Raw genomic sequence first — 19,961 nt, 5'->3', positions numbered from 1 at the left:
GGCCGCGGGCGACCGCCCTGCCCGTCTTACCCGGCGTCCGGCCGCACGCGGTATACCCGCCAGATGTCGTTCTCTCCGACAAGGTCATAGCGGTCCTCGACATCGTCGCCGTAGGTCTCCCACAGCAGCGCCGTGGCGTCGGAGAAACCCAGCTTGGCAACCATCACCACCTCGGCCTCGGCCAGAAATTCCCCGGCCGGAGGCAGTGTACCGTCCGAGATGTTGCGGCCCGGATGAAACCAGATGTGGATGCCCGCCAAAGGCGGCGCGCCGACGAACATCGGGAACGGGTTCAGGAAGTCGAAAGCGATGATCCGCAGGTCGGTCAGGTCGTTCTCTTCCAAAAGCGTCACGCCCTGCCCGATCATCTCGAGCATCTCGCCCTGCGAATAGATATGGGTGTGCCGCTCCGAGCCGATCAGCCTGCCAGCCACGAAGGCCTGTTCTGGCGTCTCGGCCGCCGCGACGACGGACAGCGCGTTGCTGCGGGTGTCGCCGACATAGTAGGTCTCGAACCCCGGATAGCCGATGGCGACCGACTGTGCGTTGGCATTTCGCGCAAAGGTCAGCGTCGACATCGCCATCTGCGCCATATGCGGCACCGCGAAGACCACAAGCAGCAGCACCGGAAGCTCCGGGCGTGGCGGCCCCTGATGCATCCGAGCGCCGTACAGGAACAGGAACGCCAGCAGAAGCGGTCCGTTGTCGTGGTGGTTCTGGCCAAGGATGATCATCCCGGCCAGCGGCACGAACAGGAACACCGCGATGTCGAAAAGGCTGGGCCGCGTCACGGTCAGCAGATAGGCCGCCATCACCGCGACAAGGAAGAACTCCAGTGCGTTGTTGACGATCAACCCTATGAACCCGCCGCGCACGACGCCCGAGGCCGCGCCAGCCTCGCGGATGTCGTTGATGTATTCCACGATCCCAAGACCGGCGAGGCCCGACAGCCCGACCAGCACAAGCGCCGCCGCCCCCGCCGCGAAGGCGGTCCAGCGCAGACGCGGCGCGATCAGGAAGGCTATCGCAAGGAAAGCGCCGCCGAAGGCAAAGTACGTCACCTTCAGCCAGAACAGGAAGAACAGCAGCACCGCGACGAACGCGACGTCCAGCGCCGTGCGCCAGCGCGGCCGCATCGCGTCGCGCGGCTCGATCCCCAGCAGCAGGATCGTCGACAGGATCGGCCAGCCCCACCGGTTGTAGTGCATCGACTGGTTCGACCATGTCCCCGGCATGCCCGGCTCCATCGGCACCACCAGCAGGCAGAACACCCAGATCGAGAACAGCGCCGACAGGATCGCGCCGACGCGCGCCTGCGCCATGATCATCGCCATCGGGGTGACGATCACCGCCAGCAACACCGACGCGAACTCCATCGCGCCGCCGAACTGGCCCAGCGTCTGCCACCCGATATAGGGAAGCCAGTAGGACATGAAGCCCAGGGGCGACTTGAAGTCGACGCTGGGCCACTGGCCTGCCGCGATGCGATACGCGCCCTCAAGCGCGACAAGGACGTCGCCCACGTAGGCCGCGGAATAGGTGGCGCGCGGCAGCAGGAAGATCGCCGACAGGATCGCGGCGACGACCGCCAGCGCGAGCCATGCAAGACCATAGGCCCGGTCAAGCCGTCCCAGCCCTGTGGCCGGGACGCCCTCGGTCAGACCAGACGCCCGCGCCACGGTCCGTGTCACGCCGCGCTCTCCAGCCGGTCCACAAGCTGCGCGCCCAGACGGCGGCCTTCGCGGATGGCATAGTTGGTGCCCCGGTCCTCGGGATAGATCTGCGCCATCGAGCAGATCCACAGCCCCTGTTCCGGCCCTGCTTCCTCGGGGATCTTGCTGCCGTAGGACTTGCCGACCACCGGCTGCGACCAGCGTTCGCGCCACAGGTGGTACTTGTGGATCCAGTCCTCGCCGAACTCGGGGAACATCTCTTTCAGGTAGGGCAGCGAGAACTCCAGCGCCTCGTCCGCGTCCATCGCGTACATCGCGTCGGTGTGCGGCAGGTACTTCGACAGATAGACGATGTGGCTGCCGCCATAGGTCTCGGCCCGCTCGAAGTTGGTATGCTCGATCACCGCGACGAAGGGGAAGCTGGGGTCGTTGACGTTCAGCCAGTAGGTCTCGGACAGCGACCGCTTCAATTCCAGCACAAGGCAGACGTTCGACAGGTAGTCGATGCCGTTCAGCTTTTCGATATAGCCCGGCTCGGCCCAGCCCTTCACCATCTCGCCGATCAGCGGCAAGGCCGGCGTGGCGACGACCTGATCGTAGGTCTCTGTCCCGCCGGGGGTCGTGACCTGCCAGCGCCCCTCGCCGTCGGGCTGCACCTCGGAGACCGGCGTGTTCAGCAGGACGCGGCCGCCGTTGTCCTCGACGATGGCGGCCAGCCGTTCGGCAAGACGCACGAAACCGCCGGTCAGATACGCCAGCCGCTCTTCGCCCGCCTGCCCGCGGCTGGACCCGCGCAGCTTCAGCTTGTTCCACATCCACACAGCCGAGACCTTGTCGGCATAGGGCCCGAACTTGCCTTCCAGCAGCGGCTTGAACACCACGTCGAAGACCCGCTGGCCGGCCATGCTGCGAAGCCAGTCATAGGCGGTGATGTTCTCAAGCTGCTTCCAGCTTTCGATCTTGCGCACCTTCAGCGTCAGCAGACCCAGCCGGATGCGGTCGGGGAAGGACAGCGCGGTGAACTTCAGCAGGTCGAACGGCGTCGACAGTTTGAAAAACTTGTTGCCGTAGTACATCCCGGTGTTGGTCGGGTTGATCACCACAGAGTCGGTCATCCCAACCTCGTCGATCAGGTCCATCACCGCCAGATCGTTGGTGAACCAGTGATGATAGAAGCGGTCCAGCCGCTCGCCGCCCACGTCGAAGGCCGCCGCGAGACCGCCGACTTCGGCGGCCGCCTCGTAGACCGTGACCGTATGCCCGGCCCGCGCCAGTTCGTAAGCCGCCGACAGCCCGGTGAAGCCCCCGCCGACAACCGCGACGGATTTACTGTTGCCCGATTTCATTCAATCAACCCAATTTCTCAAGATGCATCCTGCGGTGCCCGCGCCCCCGGCGCGGCAATCACCAGCCACAGCCCGCCCACAAGGGTCGCGGGCAGCCACAACGCGGCGTGAACCAGCAGCGCATAGGCCGTCGCTGCGGACACCGTGCTGCCGATCGAGGTCATCGCCTGGATCACGAAGTAGTCGAAGGTCCCGGCATAACCCGGCGTGCTGGGGATCAGCGTTGCGAGCGTCCCCACCGGCAGCGCCAGCCAGCCGCCCATCGGGTCGGCGATGGCAGGAAGCGATTGCGCGACCGAGTAGAACACCAGCCCCTCGAACAGCCACGCCGCCAGGGACCATGCCAGCAGACGCGGCATCACCGCCCCTTTCGACAACCAGATCGCGGTCTCCAGAACGCTCGTCGCATGCCCCTCGACCCAAGCGCCAACCTTCGGCGACAGCCGCGCCAGCAGCCGGACGCCCCAGTTGACCAGAGGCCGGAATACCTGTGGGAACAGCAGCACCAGCAGAATGCCGAAGGCAATCGCAAGCAGCGCCCCCGCACCCAGCCCCAGCAGGGCCATGGTGTCAGGCTTGAAGTACAAAAGCGCGCCGCCCATCAGCATCAGCAGCACCAGCAGGTCCAGCAGCCGCTCGACCACCAGCGTCGCCAGCACCTCGGCGCCGCCGACGCCGATCCGGCGGCGGAACGCGAACACCCGAAGGATGTCACCGGCGCGGAACGGCAGCACGTTGTTCGCCGCGATCGAGGCCATGAACGGCCCCGCACAGTTGCCCCACGTCAGCGCCGGGTTGTCACGCAGCAGCATCGTGCGCCACCGCGCGATCCGGCAGGCGTAGCCGGTGAAAAAGACGCCCACCGCGATCACCAGCCAGCCGATCCGCGCCTGGCTCAGGTCGTTCACGAAGGTCTCGAAGTCCAGCTGACGGATGATCAGCCAGCAGAAGAACGCGGCGACGGCGAAACCGACAGCCAGATGGCGGGCTTTTCCGGCGGTCATTCTAGTCTCCTACCGCCGTGGCGCGGTCCAGCGCCGGCACCGGCCGCGGCGTCGCGCCACGGGTCTCGAAGCCGATCCGTTTCTGCACGATGTACAGCGGGCGGCGCTTCACCTCGCGGTAGATCTTTCCGGTGTATTCGCCGAGAATTCCAAGGCAGACAAGCTGCACGCCCCCGATCAAAAGCACCGCGATCATCAAAGCGGTCCAGCCTTCAACGAAATTGTCGGTGAAGATCCGCATGAACAGCGCGTAAAGGATGCCCAGCACCGCGAAGAAGGCGAACAACACGCCCAGCGTGATCGCCAGCCGCAGCGGCACCGTCGAAAACGAGATGATCCCGTCCGCCGCGAACGTGATCATCTTGCGCAGCGGATATTTCGAGGTGCCCGCATGACGCTTGGCCCGGCGGTATTCGATGGCGGTCTGCTCGAACCCGACCCACGACACCATGCCGCGCACGAAGCGGTCTCGCTCGGGCATGCTTTTCAGGGTGTCGACCACTTGGCGGCTCATCAGACGGAAATCGCCCGTGTCCAGCGGGATCGGAACCTCCGACAGGCCGTTCAGCACACGGTAAAACGCCCGAGCGGTCTTCAGCTTGAACGCGGACTCGCCGTCGCGTTCGCTGCGCGTGCCATAGACCACGTCGAACCCTTCGCGCCACTTGGCAATCATCTCGGGGATGACTTCGGGCGGGTCCTGAAGGTCAGCGTCAATCAAGACGACCGCATCACCGTCCGCTGCATCAATTCCCGCAGTAACGGCGATCTGGTGACCAAAATTACGCGCGAAACTCAGAACGCGAAGGCAATCATGCTGCTCCGCGAGTTCCTCTAGAATCCTAAGAGTGTCATCCTGACTCCCGTCATCGACACAAATAATTTCAGTTCGGCAGTTATGAAAACCTTCCGAGACCGAGATCAACTTGTCGATCGTGACAGCAATGACTTCCTCTTCGTTGTAACAGGGGACAACGATAGATACTAAACTCTGCGTGCCCCCCAGGGCATTCCTACTCATGAAATCAGTCCAAATCCTGCCGCAATTGCCTTAATTTAGCTTTAGTTACCCTGCCCATCAAGCGCGGCGACTTTGCGTCACCCGCGCCGCTAGACTTGGCACACCAGCCTTTAATCTCATAAATTTCAGCTATTTAAGGGTGCCGTGTCGGCAAGAGATGCGCCGCGGCAGGCTTCGCTGCACCTGCATAACTTTCCCGCGCGTAAGCCCTTAAGCCGGTCAATGCCCGGAAATTAGGCATCACGGCCCGCCTCGCCCGGCGAAGAACAGCCCTCGGGCGAGACAATCTATAGTCATTCAACTGTATTGAAAACGAGATGCGTGCGACGCACGTCGCAGCCTTGGCAAATCGCGCCGGCCGCAGGTCACGCAGGACCGGACGGACCGCTTCAGGTGTAGTCCGGCACCAGACCCATGCGACGGGCAGCGGCCAGCTGGTACAGCGGATCGCCGTACAGCTTCATCTCTTCCTGACAACTGAAGGTGATCGACAGGTCGTGCTCGTCATAGGACTGCGCGGCGGCGGCGTTGATCTCGTCCCAGCTTGGCACCGGAAGCTTGCGCCAAGAGTCCAGCGTCTCGGGCGATGGCAGCGACGGGAAACCCATCGAGCCCATCAGCGAGGCGACGCCTTGCCAGAAATGCCGCAGCATCACGTCCGGCGTCGGACAATATGGCAGAACGATCCGCATCCAGTGCATCCCCGTCACCGCATGAAGCGCACAGAAGTCCTGCGTCGCGGTGAACAGCGCAATCGAGGCCGAAGCCATGCGGGTGACGGTCTTGTCATCCACCTTGATCCAGTCGACCACGGGCGCGAATTCAGGCACTTCCCCGACCGCCATCATGTTGTGCCACAACAGCTCTTTCTGCGGCAGGCTGTGCAGCACGTCGATCGCTGCGACGCGCGCCAGAACCTCTGCCGGGTCTTTCGTCAGCGGCTCGGCTCCGGTGGATTTAGGCATCTCCAGCCAGCAGGCGGACCAGTAGGCAAGCGAGATCGCAACCTCCTTCGCGTCCTCGCGCAGCAGCGCATAGGCCATCCGCATCAGCGCATGCAGAGCGCTGGCGCCCACACCCGGCGACAGGCGCGGCAGGTACTTGGCCAGCGCCGCCTCGATGCCCAGCCGATCGACCTCGGCGATGAAGAAATCCCGCAGGTCGGTTTCCCGGTCGCGGTGGCCGATGGCGGTTTCCCACGTCTCGGCCGTCAGCGGCCCCTGCCGCTCGGGCGGGCCGAACAGCTTCTTCTCGTCCCGATAGTGGTTGAACCAGTCATTCATCCGCGCCGCGTCGCCGCCGATCCGGTGCAGCGCGACCAGCACCATCGGGGCGTGGTTGGCGTAGGTCTTGTAAAACTCGGAATGATACTCCGGCATCTCCGCCATCAGGCGGGCCAGCGCCGCCGTGTCGTGCATCTGCGGTCGGTCGAGAGCCATCGGAACCTCTTTCGTCGTGCATTGCGGGGTTGCCCAAAGCCTATCTCCTCGGGCGCCCCGCGCACAGGGGGGACGCGAAGCGGCCCTGTCAGGCGCCCTGCGCGTCACCGCCTCGAAATCAGGGAAAAAACGCGGTCGTTGCATCCGGGGCAACGCGCCTGTTCCGAAAAGGATGCGCAGCGGAAGCTGCCAACGGCCCACAGGCGCTGAAATTCTCGCCGTCGAACGCCGCAGCGCCGAACAATTGTGCGCCCACTGCATTAAGTGCTTACCGCCGTTAGCGTTGCCTTTTCGGCATCGCGTTTCGTAACTAGCGTCACAGCGCCACCTTCCGGAAACGCTGCCGATGCCCGCCTCCTTCGTTCACGTCCACCTCGTCGCGCTGCGCTATTTCAGCGAAACCGTCCGTTCTGGCTCGATGCGGCAGGCGGCCGAGCATCTGTCGGTCGCCGCGTCCGCCATCAATCGGCAGATCATCAAGCTGGAGGACCAGCTGCAATGCCGCCTGTTCGAGCGCCGCTCGGAAGGCGTCCGCCTGACCGCCGCGGGCGAGGTGCTGTACCAGTACGTGCAGCGGCTGGATCAGGATCTGGAACGCGCCATTGCCCAGATCGACGACCTGCGCGGCCTGCGGCGGGGCCATGTCCGCATCGCCTGCGAGGCCGGGATCGGACGCGATTTCCTGCCGCCGGTGCTGGCCGCGTTTCACGAGGACCATCCCGGCGTGACCTATTCGGTCGAGATCAAGTCGGCGCTCGATACGCTTGCGCAGGTCGCCGCCGACGAGATCGACATCGGCATGGCGATGATGCCGCCGATCCGATCCGACGTGCAGATCGCGAGCCGCGCCGAGATGCCGCTGGGCGTGATCACCCGCAAGGGCTCGGCCCTTGGCGAACGCGCGGCGCTGCGGCTGCACGACATCGCGGGAGAGCGGTTCATCCGCGCCAAGGACGGCATGGGCGGCGGCACCACGTGGCAGCAGCAGATCGAGCAATCGGCGCCGCAAAGCTCTGTTCTCGAGACGAATTCGCCGGACATCATGACGGTTATGGTGAAGGCCGGGCTGGGCGTCGGCGTGCGCAGCCCCATCGGTATCGTCAACGACCTCGAGCAACAGACGCTGGCCTTCGTGCCGATCCACGACCCGCTGGCCCCGTATCCCTCGCTCGGCATCTACGTCCGCCCGCAGCGCCTGCTGTCAAGCGCCGGGGCGGTGATGTTGGAGCTTCTGAAAGACGCCCTGCCCGAGTTCGCGGCGCGGGTCTGGAACCTGACCGGTCAGCCGGTGCCGCCGGACGGGGTCAGCACCGGAGCCTCGTGACCGCCACGCGTTGCCCGGATGGCAACGGGGTGTCCGATACTGGATGCTATGTCGCTGCACCGCGGCGCGGCAGAATGAAGGAAAGCGCGCGGCGCATTCGCGCGCGCGACACGATCCTTCCGGAGCCTTCGATGAACATTGCCGTCCCGCACCGCCCAGACACCCGCGCCGAGACGCGCCTTGCCGAGCTTGCCCGGCGCGCGCGGTCCGACCTTGCGATGCTGGATTACGCCACCCGTCCCTGGGTCCTGCCGCGTCAATGGAACGGGCAGACGATCCCGGATGTGGTGATCATCGGCGCCGGGCAATCGGGCCTTGTGCTGGGACACGCGCTGAAGCGGCGCGGCGTGGGGAACATCCTGCTGCTGGACCGCAACCCCGAGGGCTACGAGGGCGTCTGGGAAACCTATGCCCGAAACTACGAGATCCGGTCGCCCAAGACGATCACCGGTTCCGACCTCGGCATCCCCTCGCTGAGCATCCAAAGCTGGTTCGTCGCGCGTCACGGGCAGGAAGCGTGGGACGCCATCGACCGCGTGCCCCGCGTCGACTGGATGAACTATCTGCGCTGGTACCGCGACATCGCCGACCTGCCGATCCGCAACGGCGTGAACGTGGTCGACGTGGACTATGACCCCGACGGCGTCACGCTGACGACCGCCGAGGGCGAGACGATCCGCACGCGCTATCTGGTGCTGGCCACCGGCATGGAGGGCGGCGGCGACTGGGTCGTGCCCGACGCGATCCGGGACGCCCTGCCCGATCACATGTACAACCACTCGTGCGAGGTCTACGATGCCGATCGCCTGCGCGGCAAGGACGTGGGCATCCTCGGCGCGGGGGCGTCCGCCTTCGACTCGTCGGTCGCCGCGCTGGACGCCGGCGCACGCCGGGTCGACACCTTCATGCGGCGGGCGCAGATCGGGCTTCTGGACCTTGTCCGCGAGTTCGAAACCGGCGGTTACCTGAACCACAGCCACGAGCTGTCCGACCAGACCAAGTGGGAGCTGGGAACCTTCCTGACCGGGCTGTCACAGGCACCTGCGGAACATCATTTCAACAAGGCGCTCAGCTTTTCCAACTTCAAGTTCTGGAACGGCGCGCCCTGGCAGGCCGTGGCTTATGAAGACGGCAAGGCCGTCATCACCACCCCGCGCGGCACCTTCCGGCTGGACCACGTGATCGCCGCGACCGGCGTCACGGTCGATCTGACCATCCGCCCCGAGTTGCGCCGCCTTGCGGGCGATGCGCTGCTGTGGCGGGACCGGTTCACGCCCCCGGACGGCGACATGAGCGCCGGGCGGCTGAAGCTGCCCTATCTCGACCGAGACTATCGCCTGCAACAGCGCGAACCCGGCGCCGCGCCGGGGATCGAGCGGCTGTTCATCTTCAACGCGCTTGCGACCCTGTCGATGGGCGGGCTGTCGGCGGTGTCGATCAGCGGTCACCGCTTCGGCGTGCCGAGGATCGCGACCGGCATCACGCGGGCGCTGTTTCTCGAGCAGGAAGACCAGCTGATCCCGACCCTGCGGGAATTCGATACGCCTTCGATCCAGCTGACCCCCTATGCGCGGGCGATGCTGGGCATGGACGACTGAACGACCACGACACTCACGGAAAAAGAAGATGCCGCCCCCGGGTCTGGGGGCGGCATCGTCATTTCCAGAAAGGCGCAGGCTCAGGCGGCGACGCGCAGCCCCCGCACCTTGTCCATGAAGCGCAGGACCCGGTCGCCGTCGACTGCGTTCCACGTGTCGCCATCGACTTTGAAATGCGTACCGATCACGCAGCCGTCCGCCACCGACAGGATGTCGGTCACGTTGTCGATGTTGCAGCCTGTGTTCGCCATGATCGGCGTGTCCGGCAGGGCCTTCCGCACCGCGCTCAGATGCGCCGCGTCCACCGGCTGCCCGGTGATCGGGCCGGACACGAGGATCACATCCGCCAGCGACGAGAACACCGCGCTTTTCGCGCGCTCGGCCACGGTGCGGCTGTCCAGCGAGGATGCGAACTCGGCGTTGATGTTGAACAGAAGCGTCAGGTCATCGCGGCCAAGGTTGCGGCGCAGGCGCAGCGCCTCGCCCGCATCGGGCTTCCACAGGCCCATGTCGGACGCGAAGAGCCCGGTGAAGATCTCGCGCGCAAAGCTGGCACCGGTGGCGCTGGCGATGGCGACGGTGGCCATCGGGTCCCACAGGAAGTTCACGCCGAACGGCACCTTGAGCATCGGCTTGATCGCCGACACCACCGCCGTCATCGCGGCGATGGATTCGGGCGCGGCCTTCAACTGGTACGGGCGGTCGTTCTCGTTGCCGAACATGATCGCATCGACCCCGCCCGCCTGCAGCTTCTCGACGTCCGAGGCGACATCGTCGATCAGCTTCTGCATGCCGCCCGCCGCGTCATAAAGCGGGCTGCCGGGCAGCGCGCCGATATGCGCCATGGCGACGATGGTCTTGTTGGAGCGGGTAAAGAGATCCATTTGCGTTCCGGACTTTCTGAGAGATTACGAAGGGATCACCACCCGAGTGCCGGCCCGTGCAAGGGCCTCGGCAATGTCGTCGGGCGGCGGGGCGTCGGTGACAAGCACGTCGACCGAGCCGAAGTCTGCAACGCGCGACATCGCGCGCTTGCCGAATTTCGAGGAATCGCACAGCACGACAACCTGTTCGGCGCGGGCCATCAGGGTGTGCTTCACTTCCGAGTCCTCGGGCGAATAGTCGGAAAAGCCAGAGCTGTCCGCGCCGGACACGCCAATGAAGGCGCGGTCCATGTAATAGTTGCCGATCCCTTCGACCGCCTGCGGGCCGATGACCGACAGTTCGGGCGCGCGCACCCGGCCGCCGGGCAGGTAGACGGCGCAGCCCGCCTCGGCCAGCACCGACGCCGCGCGGACGCTGTTGGTGATCACCCGCAGCCCGTCGACCTCGGTCAGCCGCCGCGCCAGTTCAAGCGTCGAGGTGCCCACGTCGATCCCGACCGCTTCGCCGGGGCGCACCATGCTTACGGCGATCTCAGCTATGGTGGATTTCTTGTCGGAATGTTCGCTGAGGCGTGCGTCGAAGGCGGGTTCGGGCGGCTCGGCCGCGGGCTCCAGAAGATCGGGGCGCACCGCGCCGCCGTGGGTCCGCTTCAGACCGCCGCGTTCCTCTAGCTGGCCGATGTCGCGCCGGATCGTCATTCCCGAAACGCCCAGCTCCTCCGCCAGATCGCCGATCGAGATGAAGCCGTCCCGCTCAAAAGCGGACATGATCAGCGACTGCCGCACCGGCGCCGGCATCCGGCCTCGACCACGTTTCGCCACAGCGACCTTCAGCTCGTCCTCGCCTTCCGTATCCATCCGATTATCCCGATGACCTTCTCCCTGCCCGGCACACTAACATGTGGCATTCCGTTAATGAAGGTTGTATTTTGTTAAATTGTGTTACGCGCTTGGTTCGGGCCTCTCCGGATCGGTCAAAAGGACAGGACATGCCTATGAATCAGACGGAAACAGGATCGGAATTCGCGGGGAAACGAGTGATCGTCACCGGCGGCTCCACGGGAATCGGCGCCGCCATCGTGCGCGCCTTCCACGACGCGGGCGCGGTGGTGCGGATTCTGGACCTCGACACCGACGGCGCGGGCGAGCTGGCGGAGGAACTGGGCGAGACGGTCACGGTCGGCAAGATCGACGTGCGCGACCGAAGCTCGGTCGAGGCGGCGATGGCGGCGGCAATCGCGGAACTTGGCGGGCTGGACGTGCTGTGCGCCAACGCGGGCGTCTCGACCATGCGGGCGGCCTGCGACCTGACGGACGAGGACTGGGATTTCAACATGGACGTGAACGCGCGCGGCGTGTTCCTGACCAATCAGGCGGCGTGCAGGCACTTCCTCGACACCGGCCACGCGGGCTGCATCGTCAACACCGCCTCGCTCGCCGCCAAGGTCGGCGCGCCGCTGCTGGCGCATTACTCGGCCAGCAAGTTCGCGGTGCTTGGCTGGACACAGGGCGTCGCCCGCGAGATGGCGCCGCACGGCATCCGCATCAACGCCGTGTGCCCCGGCTTCGTCCGCACCGGAATGCAGGACCGCGAGGTCGAATGGGAGGCCTCGCTGCGCGGCATGACCCCGGACGAGGTGCGGCAGGATTACGTGAACCAGACGCCGCTGGGCCGGATCGAGACGCCAGAGGATGTGGCGGGCGTGGTGGTCTTCCTCGCCTCAGACGCAGCGCGGTTCATGACCGGTCAGGGGATCAACGTCACCGGCGGCGTCTACATGGGATAGGCACGGGCGCCCGGCCCTAGCGGTCGGGCATCCGCCACACCGGCTTAAGTGCCTGATACAACGCACGGAACTTTGCATAGCCCGCGTCATAGACCGCACGGTTTTCCGGGTTCGGCGCCAGCGTTTCGCCTGCTACGGACAGCCGGGACACCTCGGCCCAGTCGCTAACCACCCCTGCCCCGATCGCCGCTACGAACGCCGCGCCGCCGGACGAGCCATTGTCGCTTTTCAAAAGCCTCACCGGCAGACCGATTACATCGGCGACGATCTGCATCCAGACCCGGCTTCGCGCGCCGCCGTCCGAGACCAGCACCCGTTGCGGCGGGTTGCCGATTTCGGTCAACACTTCAAGGTGATGGCGGAACCCATAGGCCACCGCCTCCAGCAGCGCGCGCCACAGGTGCGCCTTGCCGTGGCTCAGCGACAGGCCGGTGAAGGTGCCCCGCGCCAGCGGGTCGTGGATCGGGGTCTTCTCGCCCAGAAAATACGGCAGGCACAGCACGCCGTCCGCCCCCGCAGGCACGGTGGCGGCCAGCGCGTCCAGCCGGGCGTGCGGGCTGTCTTCGTCGTCCAGCAGCGCGGCCAGCCAGTTCAGCGCCGCGCCCGAGGCCGCCATGCAGCCGTTCGGAGCGTAAAGCCCCGGGACTAGGTGATAATCCATATACAGCCGCGCGTCGGGCCGGGCCGTGTCGGTGGCCACCACCACGTCGCCCGCACCGCCGAATTTCAGCAGCACGTCCCCGGCCCGTGCGATCCCCGCCGCCAGCGCCGAGGCGATGTGATCCGCCGCGCCGCCCATTACCGGCAGCCTCTCGGGCAGGCCGGTCTCTGCCGCCGCCTCTGCCGTGACATGGCCGATCACCTCGTGCGACACCGCGATCCTTGGCAGCGCGCTGGCTGGAAGGCCGGCAAGCGCCACCAGTTCCGGGTCAATCGTGCGGCTGGCAAGATCGGTGAACCCGGCCTCAAGCGCCCAGTTCTGTTCCACCCGAAGGTCGCCGGTCAGGCGCATCGCGATGTAATCGTACGAGCCGCAGACCTTGTCGATCCGGGCGAAGATTTCAGGCTCGTGCTTGGCAATCCACCGCAGTTTCGCGGCGACTAGCTGCTGGTTGATGCCGTTGCCGGTGCGCTTCAGGAAGGCCGCTTCGTCCAGTTCGGCCCGCAATTCCTCGACCTCTGCCGACACCCGCCCGTCGCTTTGCTGGATCGAGGGGCGCAGCACCACGCCGTCCTTGTCCAGCAGCACCACGGCAGGCAGCATCCCCGTAACGCAGATGCCTTTCACCTGCGCAGGGTCCGCGTTCTGCATCACCTCTGCCAGCACCGCGCGGGCGTTTGCCCACCATTGGGCCGGGTCTTCCTCTGCCCAGCCGGGACGCGGCGAGGACAACGTCACGGGCCGCGAGGCCGATGCCAGAATGCCGCCCATCGCGTCCATCCGGATCGCGATGGTCGAGGTTGTTCCGATGTCGAGCCCGATCACGTCAGCCATGCGCCCGCCTCACACAATCGCACAGTCGCGCGCGATCACACGGCCGCCCCGGACCGAGACGCGCTGCATCGGCACGCCCGCGACCGCCTCTGCGACGCAGCTTGCGCCGACCAGAAGCATGTCGGCCCGCGCGCCTTCGGCCAGGCCGTAGTCGGTCAGCCCCAGCAGGCGCGCGCCTGCGCTGGTGGCCATGGACAGCGCGACCTCCAGATCGGAATCGTCCCTGAAATCCTGCATGTAGGCGATCAGCCCTGCCCGGCGCAGCATGTCGCCGTCGCCATGCGGGCTCCATGCGTCGCGGATGTTGTCCGAGCCCGCGACCACCTCGACTCCCGCCGCGCGCAGCATCGCCACGGGGGGCATCGCGACCATGCGGTTCGGCCCGTTGGTGACGATGGACACCCGCGCCTTCGCCAGCGCCTCGACCACCGCGCCGACGCCCGGCAGGTCAGAGCCAAGCGCGAAGGCATGCGACACGGCGACCTTGCCCTGCAGGCCAAGCGCCTCTGTCCGTTTCGCGATCTCGGCCAGCTCGAACAGGCCCAGTTCGCCCGCGTCGTGCAGGTGGATGTCGACACCCACGCCGAAGCGGTCAGCCAGCCCGAACACAACGTCCAGATGCCCGGCGACGTCCCGGTCAATGCCCGCGGGGTCCAGTCCGCCGATCAGGTCCGCACCATTCGCCAGCGCGTCGGCCAGCAGGTCCGCGACCGGCGCATCGCGCAGGATGCCGTTCTGCGGGAAGGCGACGATCTGCACATCGACAAGATCCGCGACCGCCTCGCGCAGTTTCAAAAGATCCTCAAGCCCGCTCAGCCCCAGATCGCCGTCGATATCCACGTGGCTGCGGATTGCCTGAGTGCCATAGCCCGCAACCTGCCGCACCAAAGCGTTCCCCCGCTCGAAGGCCGACAGCGGCAGCGAGGCGCGCAGGCTTTTCTCTTGCGCGATGCGCTCGGCCACCGTCGCGCCCGGCAGGTGCGACTGGAACGGCAGGCCCAGCAGGGTCTTGTCGAGGTGGATATGCGCCTCGACCAGCGGCGGCAGGGCCACGTGGCCGCGCATGTCAAAAGCGTCCGGCAGCATCCCGGCGGGCAGGATCGCGGCGATCCGCCCCTCGGCGAAAGCGATGTCCGCAAGCGCGCCGTCCGGCATGGTCACCGATCCTATTCCGGTGAGTGTGTCCTGCGTCATGCTGCGTCCGTCCCTGTGGTTCTGCGAGGAATCATGCGCCGAGATGATACCGAATGTGAAGATTTGGGAAGTCGAATGTCGCGATCAGTCTCGCAATACGCCACTCCGGGCGCCGATGAAGATGCGCCAGCCGAGCCTGCAAATCGCTGACGGGCGGCTATTTGTAGAAATGAACGCGATTCAATCCGTTCTGGGAAAGCGGCGATTCGACGGTCGTTCAAAGGGGGCTTTCGTGTGCGCACCCAACCGCAATCTCGACGCATGCGATTGTTTTTATGTCATATTCCCAGAAACAAGCGCCCAAAGTTCATCTATCGCACTTCCATCGCCTTGAGACGGCGCGCACCGCGGACTTCGCGCGACGCTGCATTGTTAACCATCTCGACCCGGCGTTTCGCTGAAGCAACGGGCAAATGACCCGTGAGGTCACTGACCTGCCCGACGTATCGTGCTTTTTCGTTGCTTTCTGTTCATTTGTGATAACCGTCGGACAAGACCCCCGCGACCTGCGGGGCCAAGAAATGAGGATACGGACGGCATGGCATCTGATGCCTTGAACTGGTGGTCTTACTCGACAGCGCAATTCGCGGAACGCGACTTGTCCGACGCGGTGGCGCTGCTGCCGATCGCGACGGTCGAACAGCACGGGCCGCACCTGCCGGTCGGCGTGGATTCCATGATCAACGCCGGGATCGTCGCGCGCGCGATGAAGAAAATCGGCAACGATCAGAAGGTCCTGCCACTGCCGATGATGCCTTTCGGCAAATCGACGGAACACCTCGCCTATCCCGGCACCCTGACGCTGGACTGGGAACTGGTGGCACAGGTCTGGTTCCAGCTTGGCGAATGCGTCAACCGCACCGGCTGCCGCAAGATCATCCTGTTCAATTCGCACGGCGGTCAGGTGGCGCTTAGCCAGATCGTCGCCCGCGACCTGCGGGCGAAACTGGGCATGATGGCGGTCGCCGCGACGTGGTTCCACATCACGCCGATGGATGACCTGTTCTCTCAGGAAGAGCAGAAGCACGGCTATCACGGCGGCGAGATCGAGACGAGCGCGATGCTGGCCTTGCACCCCGACCTTGTCGACATGAGCCGCGCCGAGGATTTCCGCCAACTGTCGATGACGATGGAGACCGAGAACGAGATTCTCGCCCCCGGCCTGATGGCGTGGATGGCCGAAGACCTGCACGGCTCGGGCGTCAGCGGCAACGCCGCCGCTTCGGACGCCGAGCGGGGCGAAATCCTTGTGGATCGCGCGGCGGACCGGCTGATCACCCTGATCCGCGAAACCGCCGCCTTCCCCATCGACCGGCTGGAACAGCCCGCAGATTATCAGGTGGTGCAGAAATGAGCCGCGACTACCTTCGCCTTCAGCAGCTTCAAGCGCACTACGGCAAGTCGCTGGCCGCCGACGACATCTCGTTGAACATCGACAAGGGCGAACTGATCGCCCTGCTCGGCCCCTCGGGCTGCGGCAAGACAACGACGCTGCGCATGATCGCGGGCTTCGTGCAACCGACCTCGGGCGAGGTCGTGATCGACGGGCTCGACGTGACCCGCATGGCGCCGCACAAGCGCAACATCGGCGTGGTGTTCCAGTCTTACGCGCTGTTCCCCCACCTGACCGTGCTTGGCAACGTCGCCTTCGGCCTGTCCATGCGCGCGATCCCCAAGGCGCAGCGGCTGGAGCGCGCCCGCGCGACGCTGGACCTCGTGGGTCTCGGTCCCTTCGCCGACCGCTACCCGGCGCAGCTTTCCGGCGGCCAGCAGCAGCGCGTGGCGCTGGCCCGCGCACTGGTGATCGAGCCGTCGGTGCTGCTGCTGGACGAGCCGCTGTCGAACCTCGACGCCCACCTGCGTGGCGAAATGCGCAGCGAGATCAGGTCATTGCAGAAGCGCCTGTCGATCACGACCGTTTTCGTCACCCACGATCAGGCCGAGGCTCTGGCGATGGCCGACCGGGTTGTCGTGATGAGCGCGGGCCGCATCGTCGAGATCGGCGAGCCCCGCGCGCTGTGCGACCATCCGGGCCACGAATTCACCGCCTCGTTCCTTGGCGAACGCACCGTGGTCAACGGGCAGACGCTGGACGGTGTGTTCGAGGCGCCGGGCTTCCGGCTGGAAGGCGCGCCCGCCGGGTCGACCCGTGCGATCCTTCGCGCCGCGCGGCTGCGGTTCGATGCCGCCGCCGGGCCGAAGGTGTCCGATGGCACCGTGCAGGCCACAGCCTATCTCGGCGACACGGTCGAGACCGATGTCACCGTGAACTCTGCCCGCGTGCGGCTGCTGACGCCGTCGGACCAGCCGGTTCCGCCGGTCGGCGCCGCGTGCAGCATCCATGCGCTGCCGGGCAGCATCACCTTCATCTGAGACTGAACGACATAACCGACAGGGAAAGAAGATCATGACCAAACTGAACAGACGGACATTCGGCAAACTCGTGCTGGGCGCGGGTGTGGCCGCTCCCTTCCACTTTACCCGCACTGCCATCGCGCAGCCGAAACCCGGCGACGAGCTGGTGGTCGGCATCTGGGGCGGCGCGCAGGAACGCATCGTGCGCGCGATGATCGAGCCGCAGCTGGTCGACAAGTACGGCTGCACCGTGTCCTACGTGCTGGGCGGCACCGGCGAACGCCGCGCCCGCGCCTATGCCGAGCGGGGCCGTCCGAGCTTCGACATCGTGTACCTGAACATCTACGAAAGCCGTCAGGCCGTGACCGACGGCGTGACGCAGGCGCCGACCGACGCCGTGCCGAACTACGAACACCTGTACGACGCCGCGAAGATCGGCGGCTACGGCGTCGCGTTCAACCCCTGCACGCTGGTCTACAAGGGCGAAAAGGCCTCGGCGCCGATCACCTCGTGGGAAGACCTGTTCAACGAGGAATGGGCGGGCCGGCTTGCCGCACCCTCGCTGCCGGGCATGCAGGGCATGGCCGCGCTGCTGATGCTGGCCAAGACCTACGGCGGTGACGAGTTCAACGTCGACGTCGGCTTCGAGAAACTGGCCGCACTGAAGCCCTTCGCCGCGATCCAGACCTCGGCCGAGTCGGCGTGGCAGATGTTTGAACAGGACATCGCGGACATCACCGTCGAGTTCGGATCGCTGGCGCAGCGCGCTAAGGAATCGACCAACCCCGAGATCGTCATCGCCGACCCGACCGAGGGCATGTGCGCCGCGATGAACTTTGCCTGCATCACCACCGGCGCCCCGAACCAGGTGCTGGCGGAAGAGTGGATCAACCTGCACCTCTCGCCCGAGGTCATGCAGGAATACATGCGCGAGACCTACTACTCGCCCACGGTCCGCAACGCCGAGATCCCCGAGGAACTGGCGGGCAAGATCATGACCCCCGAGCAGGTCGACAACCTCGTCGCCTTCGACTGGGAGCACATCGCATCCCAGCAGGCCGCCTGGACCAGCCGCTTTACCCGGGAAATCGCAGGGTGAACCTGTCTCGCAACGTCGGCCGGAGCCTCGCGGCTCCGGTCACCCTTTGGCTGCTGGCCGCCTTCGCGATGCCGCTTGGCGTCGTGATGCTGCTGTCGCTGCACGAATACTCCGACATTTTCGGCCCGCTGCTGCGCCCCCCGAGCCTGGAACAATTCCGGCTGGTGCTGGGCGACAGGTTCTATCTGGGCATCCTGTTCGAGACGCTCTTGCTGGCTGGCGGCGTGACGCTGGTCTCGGTGTTGCTTGGATATCCGCTCGCCCTTTGGCTGGTCAGCGTACCGACCCGCTGGCGGTCCTTGGCCTTCATGGTGATCCTGATCCCGCTGTTGACCAACGTCGTGGTCCGCTCGCTGGGGATCGTGCTGCTTCTGTCGCCCGACGGGATCCTGAACAGCATATTGGGCTTCGTCGGCATCGGCCCGTTCCGCAACATGCTGTACAACCACTTCGCGGTGATGGTCGCGCTGGCGCAGGTGTTCATGCCCTTCGTCGTGCTGGCCCTGTATGACGTTTTGCAGGGCACCAATCCGCGTGTGAAGGAAGCCGCAGAAAGCCTTGGCGCCTCGCCCTCGATGGTGTTCTGGACCGTGCGCTTCCCGATGGCCCTGCCCGGCCTGCGCGCGGGTATCATCATCGTGTTCCTGATGGCTTCGACCGCCTATGTCTCTGCTACCATCCTTGGCGGCGGACGAGTGCTGACCTCGGGGCTTCTGGTCTACCGCGAGGCCATCGTGAACCTGAACTTCCCCACCGCGGCGGCACTGACGCTGGTGATGACGGTCGCAAGCCTCGCGTTCTCGGCGCTGGTCATCCTTGTGTTCAAATACCTGATGCCGTGGATGAACACCGCCCGGAACAGCGGCCGCCCGAACGCGACCCTGCCCGCGATCCCGGCACCGCTGATGCGCGCGCAGGAAATTCTGGGGCCGGTGATCTACTGGATCCTGCTACTGGCCGCGATCGGCCTGCTGCTGATGCCCCTGTATCTTGTGGTCGTCCAAAGCTTCAACGACGTGCCGCAGGCCTCGTCGGCGCGGTTCCGGGGGTTCACGACGAAATGGTACGAGATCGTCCTGACGAACGGCAATTACACCGACGCCTTCCTGAACTCGGTCAAGCTGGCCGTGTCCGCCACGGTCATCGCGCTGGCGCTGTCGATCCCGGCGGCCTTCGCGCTTAGCCGGTTCCGCTTTCCGGGTCTGACGATGCTGGCCGTGTTCTGGGCGCTGCCGCTGTCGCTGCCGGGGGTGGCCATCGGGGTGGGCATGCTGAAACTGCTCAGCATCTTCATCATCCTGCCGCCGTTCCTTGGACTGCTTGCGGTCCACGTCGTGCTGGTCATCCCGTTCTGCATCAGCCTGCTGGTGGCCTCGGTCCAGCAGCTTGACCGCAGTCAGGAAGAGGCCGCGGCCTCGCTCGGGGCGAACGGGGTGGTGCGGTTCTTCCGGATCATCCTGCCGGGCCTAGCGCCGGGTCTGGCGGCAGCTTCGATCATGGCGTTCCTGTCGAGCTTCGGCGAGGTCACTGTGACCGGCTTCCTGACCACCGCGCGAATGACCACCCTGCCCGTCCGCATCTACGCCGACGCCAGTTTCATGCTGGAGCCGACGGTCCACGCGGTGTCGGCGCTGACCATGGTGATCACGCTGGTCGCGCTGGCGGTGCTGAACAAGATCTTCCGCGTCGACAGGCTGTACGCCCGCTGATCGCACCCGCACCAAACACGAAAGGCCCGGATC

Annotated in this window: 16 protein-coding genes; 7 read left to right on the top strand and 9 right to left on the bottom strand. The window is 65.6% G+C overall.

The window, feature by feature from the left end:
• Window positions 1–26 precede the first annotated feature (26 nt).
• The 5 genes from ACP156_RS22280 to ACP156_RS22260 form a co-directional block, all read right to left on the bottom strand.
• Window positions 27–1,691: a hypothetical protein gene (locus ACP156_RS22280; RefSeq protein ID WP_425053558.1), complete on the bottom strand. Its 1,665-nt coding sequence runs from the start codon at window positions 1,689–1,691 to the stop codon at window positions 27–29.
• A complete protein-coding gene (locus tag ACP156_RS22275) occupies window positions 1,688–3,019 on the bottom strand; it encodes an NAD(P)/FAD-dependent oxidoreductase (protein WP_425053557.1) in 1,332 nt (443 codons plus the stop codon). The genes ACP156_RS22280 and ACP156_RS22275 overlap by 4 nt, the downstream gene beginning before the upstream one ends.
• A 17-nt stretch (window positions 3,020–3,036) precedes the next feature.
• Window positions 3,037–4,023, bottom strand: a complete 987-nt coding sequence (locus ACP156_RS22270; RefSeq protein WP_425053556.1) for a lysylphosphatidylglycerol synthase transmembrane domain-containing protein — start codon at window positions 4,021–4,023, stop codon at window positions 3,037–3,039.
• 1 nt (window position 4,024) lies between these two features.
• Window positions 4,025–5,044, bottom strand: a complete 1,020-nt coding sequence (locus ACP156_RS22265) for a glycosyltransferase family 2 protein (protein WP_425053555.1) — start codon at window positions 5,042–5,044, stop codon at window positions 4,025–4,027.
• A gap of 389 nt (window positions 5,045–5,433) precedes the next feature.
• Window positions 5,434–6,483 carry a questin oxidase family protein gene (locus ACP156_RS22260; protein WP_425053554.1) on the bottom strand — a complete coding sequence of 350 codons (1,050 nt, stop codon included), beginning with the start codon at window positions 6,481–6,483 and terminating at the stop codon, window positions 5,434–5,436.
• A gap of 346 nt (window positions 6,484–6,829) precedes the next feature.
• Here ACP156_RS22260 and ACP156_RS22255 point away from each other — a divergent pair, with 346 nt between their 5' ends.
• Together ACP156_RS22255 and ACP156_RS22250 are read left to right on the top strand one after the other, a co-directional pair.
• Complete coding sequence (locus tag ACP156_RS22255; protein ID WP_425053553.1) at window positions 6,830–7,807, top strand: LysR family transcriptional regulator; 978 nt, start codon at window positions 6,830–6,832, stop codon at window positions 7,805–7,807.
• Window positions 7,808–7,938: 131 nt separating this feature from the next.
• Window positions 7,939–9,405, top strand: a complete 1,467-nt coding sequence (locus ACP156_RS22250; protein ID WP_425053552.1) for an NAD(P)-binding domain-containing protein — start codon at window positions 7,939–7,941, stop codon at window positions 9,403–9,405.
• 80 nt (window positions 9,406–9,485) lie between these two features.
• Here the strand turns inward: ACP156_RS22250 and ACP156_RS22245 are convergent, their stop codons facing one another.
• Together ACP156_RS22245 and ACP156_RS22240 are read right to left on the bottom strand one after the other, a co-directional pair.
• Window positions 9,486–10,289 carry a BtpA/SgcQ family protein gene (locus ACP156_RS22245; RefSeq protein ID WP_425053551.1) on the bottom strand — a complete coding sequence of 268 codons (804 nt, stop codon included), beginning with the start codon at window positions 10,287–10,289 and terminating at the stop codon, window positions 9,486–9,488.
• Between the two features lie 24 nt (window positions 10,290–10,313).
• On the bottom strand, window positions 10,314–11,147 hold the full coding sequence (locus ACP156_RS22240; RefSeq protein WP_425053550.1) for a DeoR/GlpR family DNA-binding transcription regulator: 834 nt from the start codon (window positions 11,145–11,147) through the stop codon (window positions 10,314–10,316).
• A 137-nt stretch (window positions 11,148–11,284) separates the two neighbouring features.
• Between ACP156_RS22240 and ACP156_RS22235 the strand changes: the two genes are divergently transcribed.
• Entirely contained in the window at window positions 11,285–12,076 is a 792-nt protein-coding gene (locus ACP156_RS22235; RefSeq protein WP_425053549.1) for an SDR family NAD(P)-dependent oxidoreductase, read from the top strand.
• Between the two features lie 16 nt (window positions 12,077–12,092).
• On the opposite strand, the gene ACP156_RS22230 is transcribed toward ACP156_RS22235, so the two are convergent.
• Entirely contained in the window at window positions 12,093–13,571 is a 1,479-nt protein-coding gene (locus ACP156_RS22230) for an FGGY-family carbohydrate kinase (protein WP_425053548.1), read from the bottom strand.
• A gap of 9 nt (window positions 13,572–13,580) precedes the next feature.
• Entirely contained in the window at window positions 13,581–14,765 is a 1,185-nt protein-coding gene (locus ACP156_RS22225) for an amidohydrolase (protein WP_425053547.1), read from the bottom strand.
• A 538-nt stretch (window positions 14,766–15,303) separates the two neighbouring features.
• Here ACP156_RS22225 and ACP156_RS22220 point away from each other — a divergent pair.
• Genes ACP156_RS22220 through ACP156_RS22205 form a run of 4 tightly spaced genes read left to right on the top strand, consistent with a single transcriptional unit; the run spans window position 15,304 to window position 19,928 of the window.
• On the top strand, window positions 15,304–16,119 hold the full coding sequence (locus ACP156_RS22220; RefSeq protein WP_425053546.1) for a creatininase family protein: 816 nt from the start codon (window positions 15,304–15,306) through the stop codon (window positions 16,117–16,119).
• Window positions 16,116–17,138 carry an ABC transporter ATP-binding protein gene (locus tag ACP156_RS22215; RefSeq protein WP_425053545.1) on the top strand — a complete coding sequence of 341 codons (1,023 nt, stop codon included), beginning with the start codon at window positions 16,116–16,118 and terminating at the stop codon, window positions 17,136–17,138. Before ACP156_RS22220 ends, ACP156_RS22215 begins: the two co-directional genes overlap by 4 nt.
• Before the next feature lie 34 nt (window positions 17,139–17,172).
• Window positions 17,173–18,219: an ABC transporter substrate-binding protein gene (locus ACP156_RS22210; protein WP_425053544.1), complete on the top strand. Its 1,047-nt coding sequence runs from the start codon at window positions 17,173–17,175 to the stop codon at window positions 18,217–18,219.
• Window positions 18,216–19,928 carry an ABC transporter permease subunit gene (locus ACP156_RS22205; protein WP_425053543.1) on the top strand — a complete coding sequence of 571 codons (1,713 nt, stop codon included), beginning with the start codon at window positions 18,216–18,218 and terminating at the stop codon, window positions 19,926–19,928. The genes ACP156_RS22210 and ACP156_RS22205 overlap by 4 nt, the downstream gene beginning before the upstream one ends.
• Window positions 19,929–19,961 lie beyond the last annotated feature (33 nt).

The sequence above is a fragment of the Psychromarinibacter sp. S121 genome (genome assembly GCF_049801035.1).
In the GTDB taxonomy this organism is placed as follows: domain Bacteria; phylum Pseudomonadota; class Alphaproteobacteria; order Rhodobacterales; family Rhodobacteraceae; genus Psychromarinibacter.
Note: the sequence above shows the minus strand (reverse complement) of the source record. Positions and strands in the feature narration are given on the sequence as shown.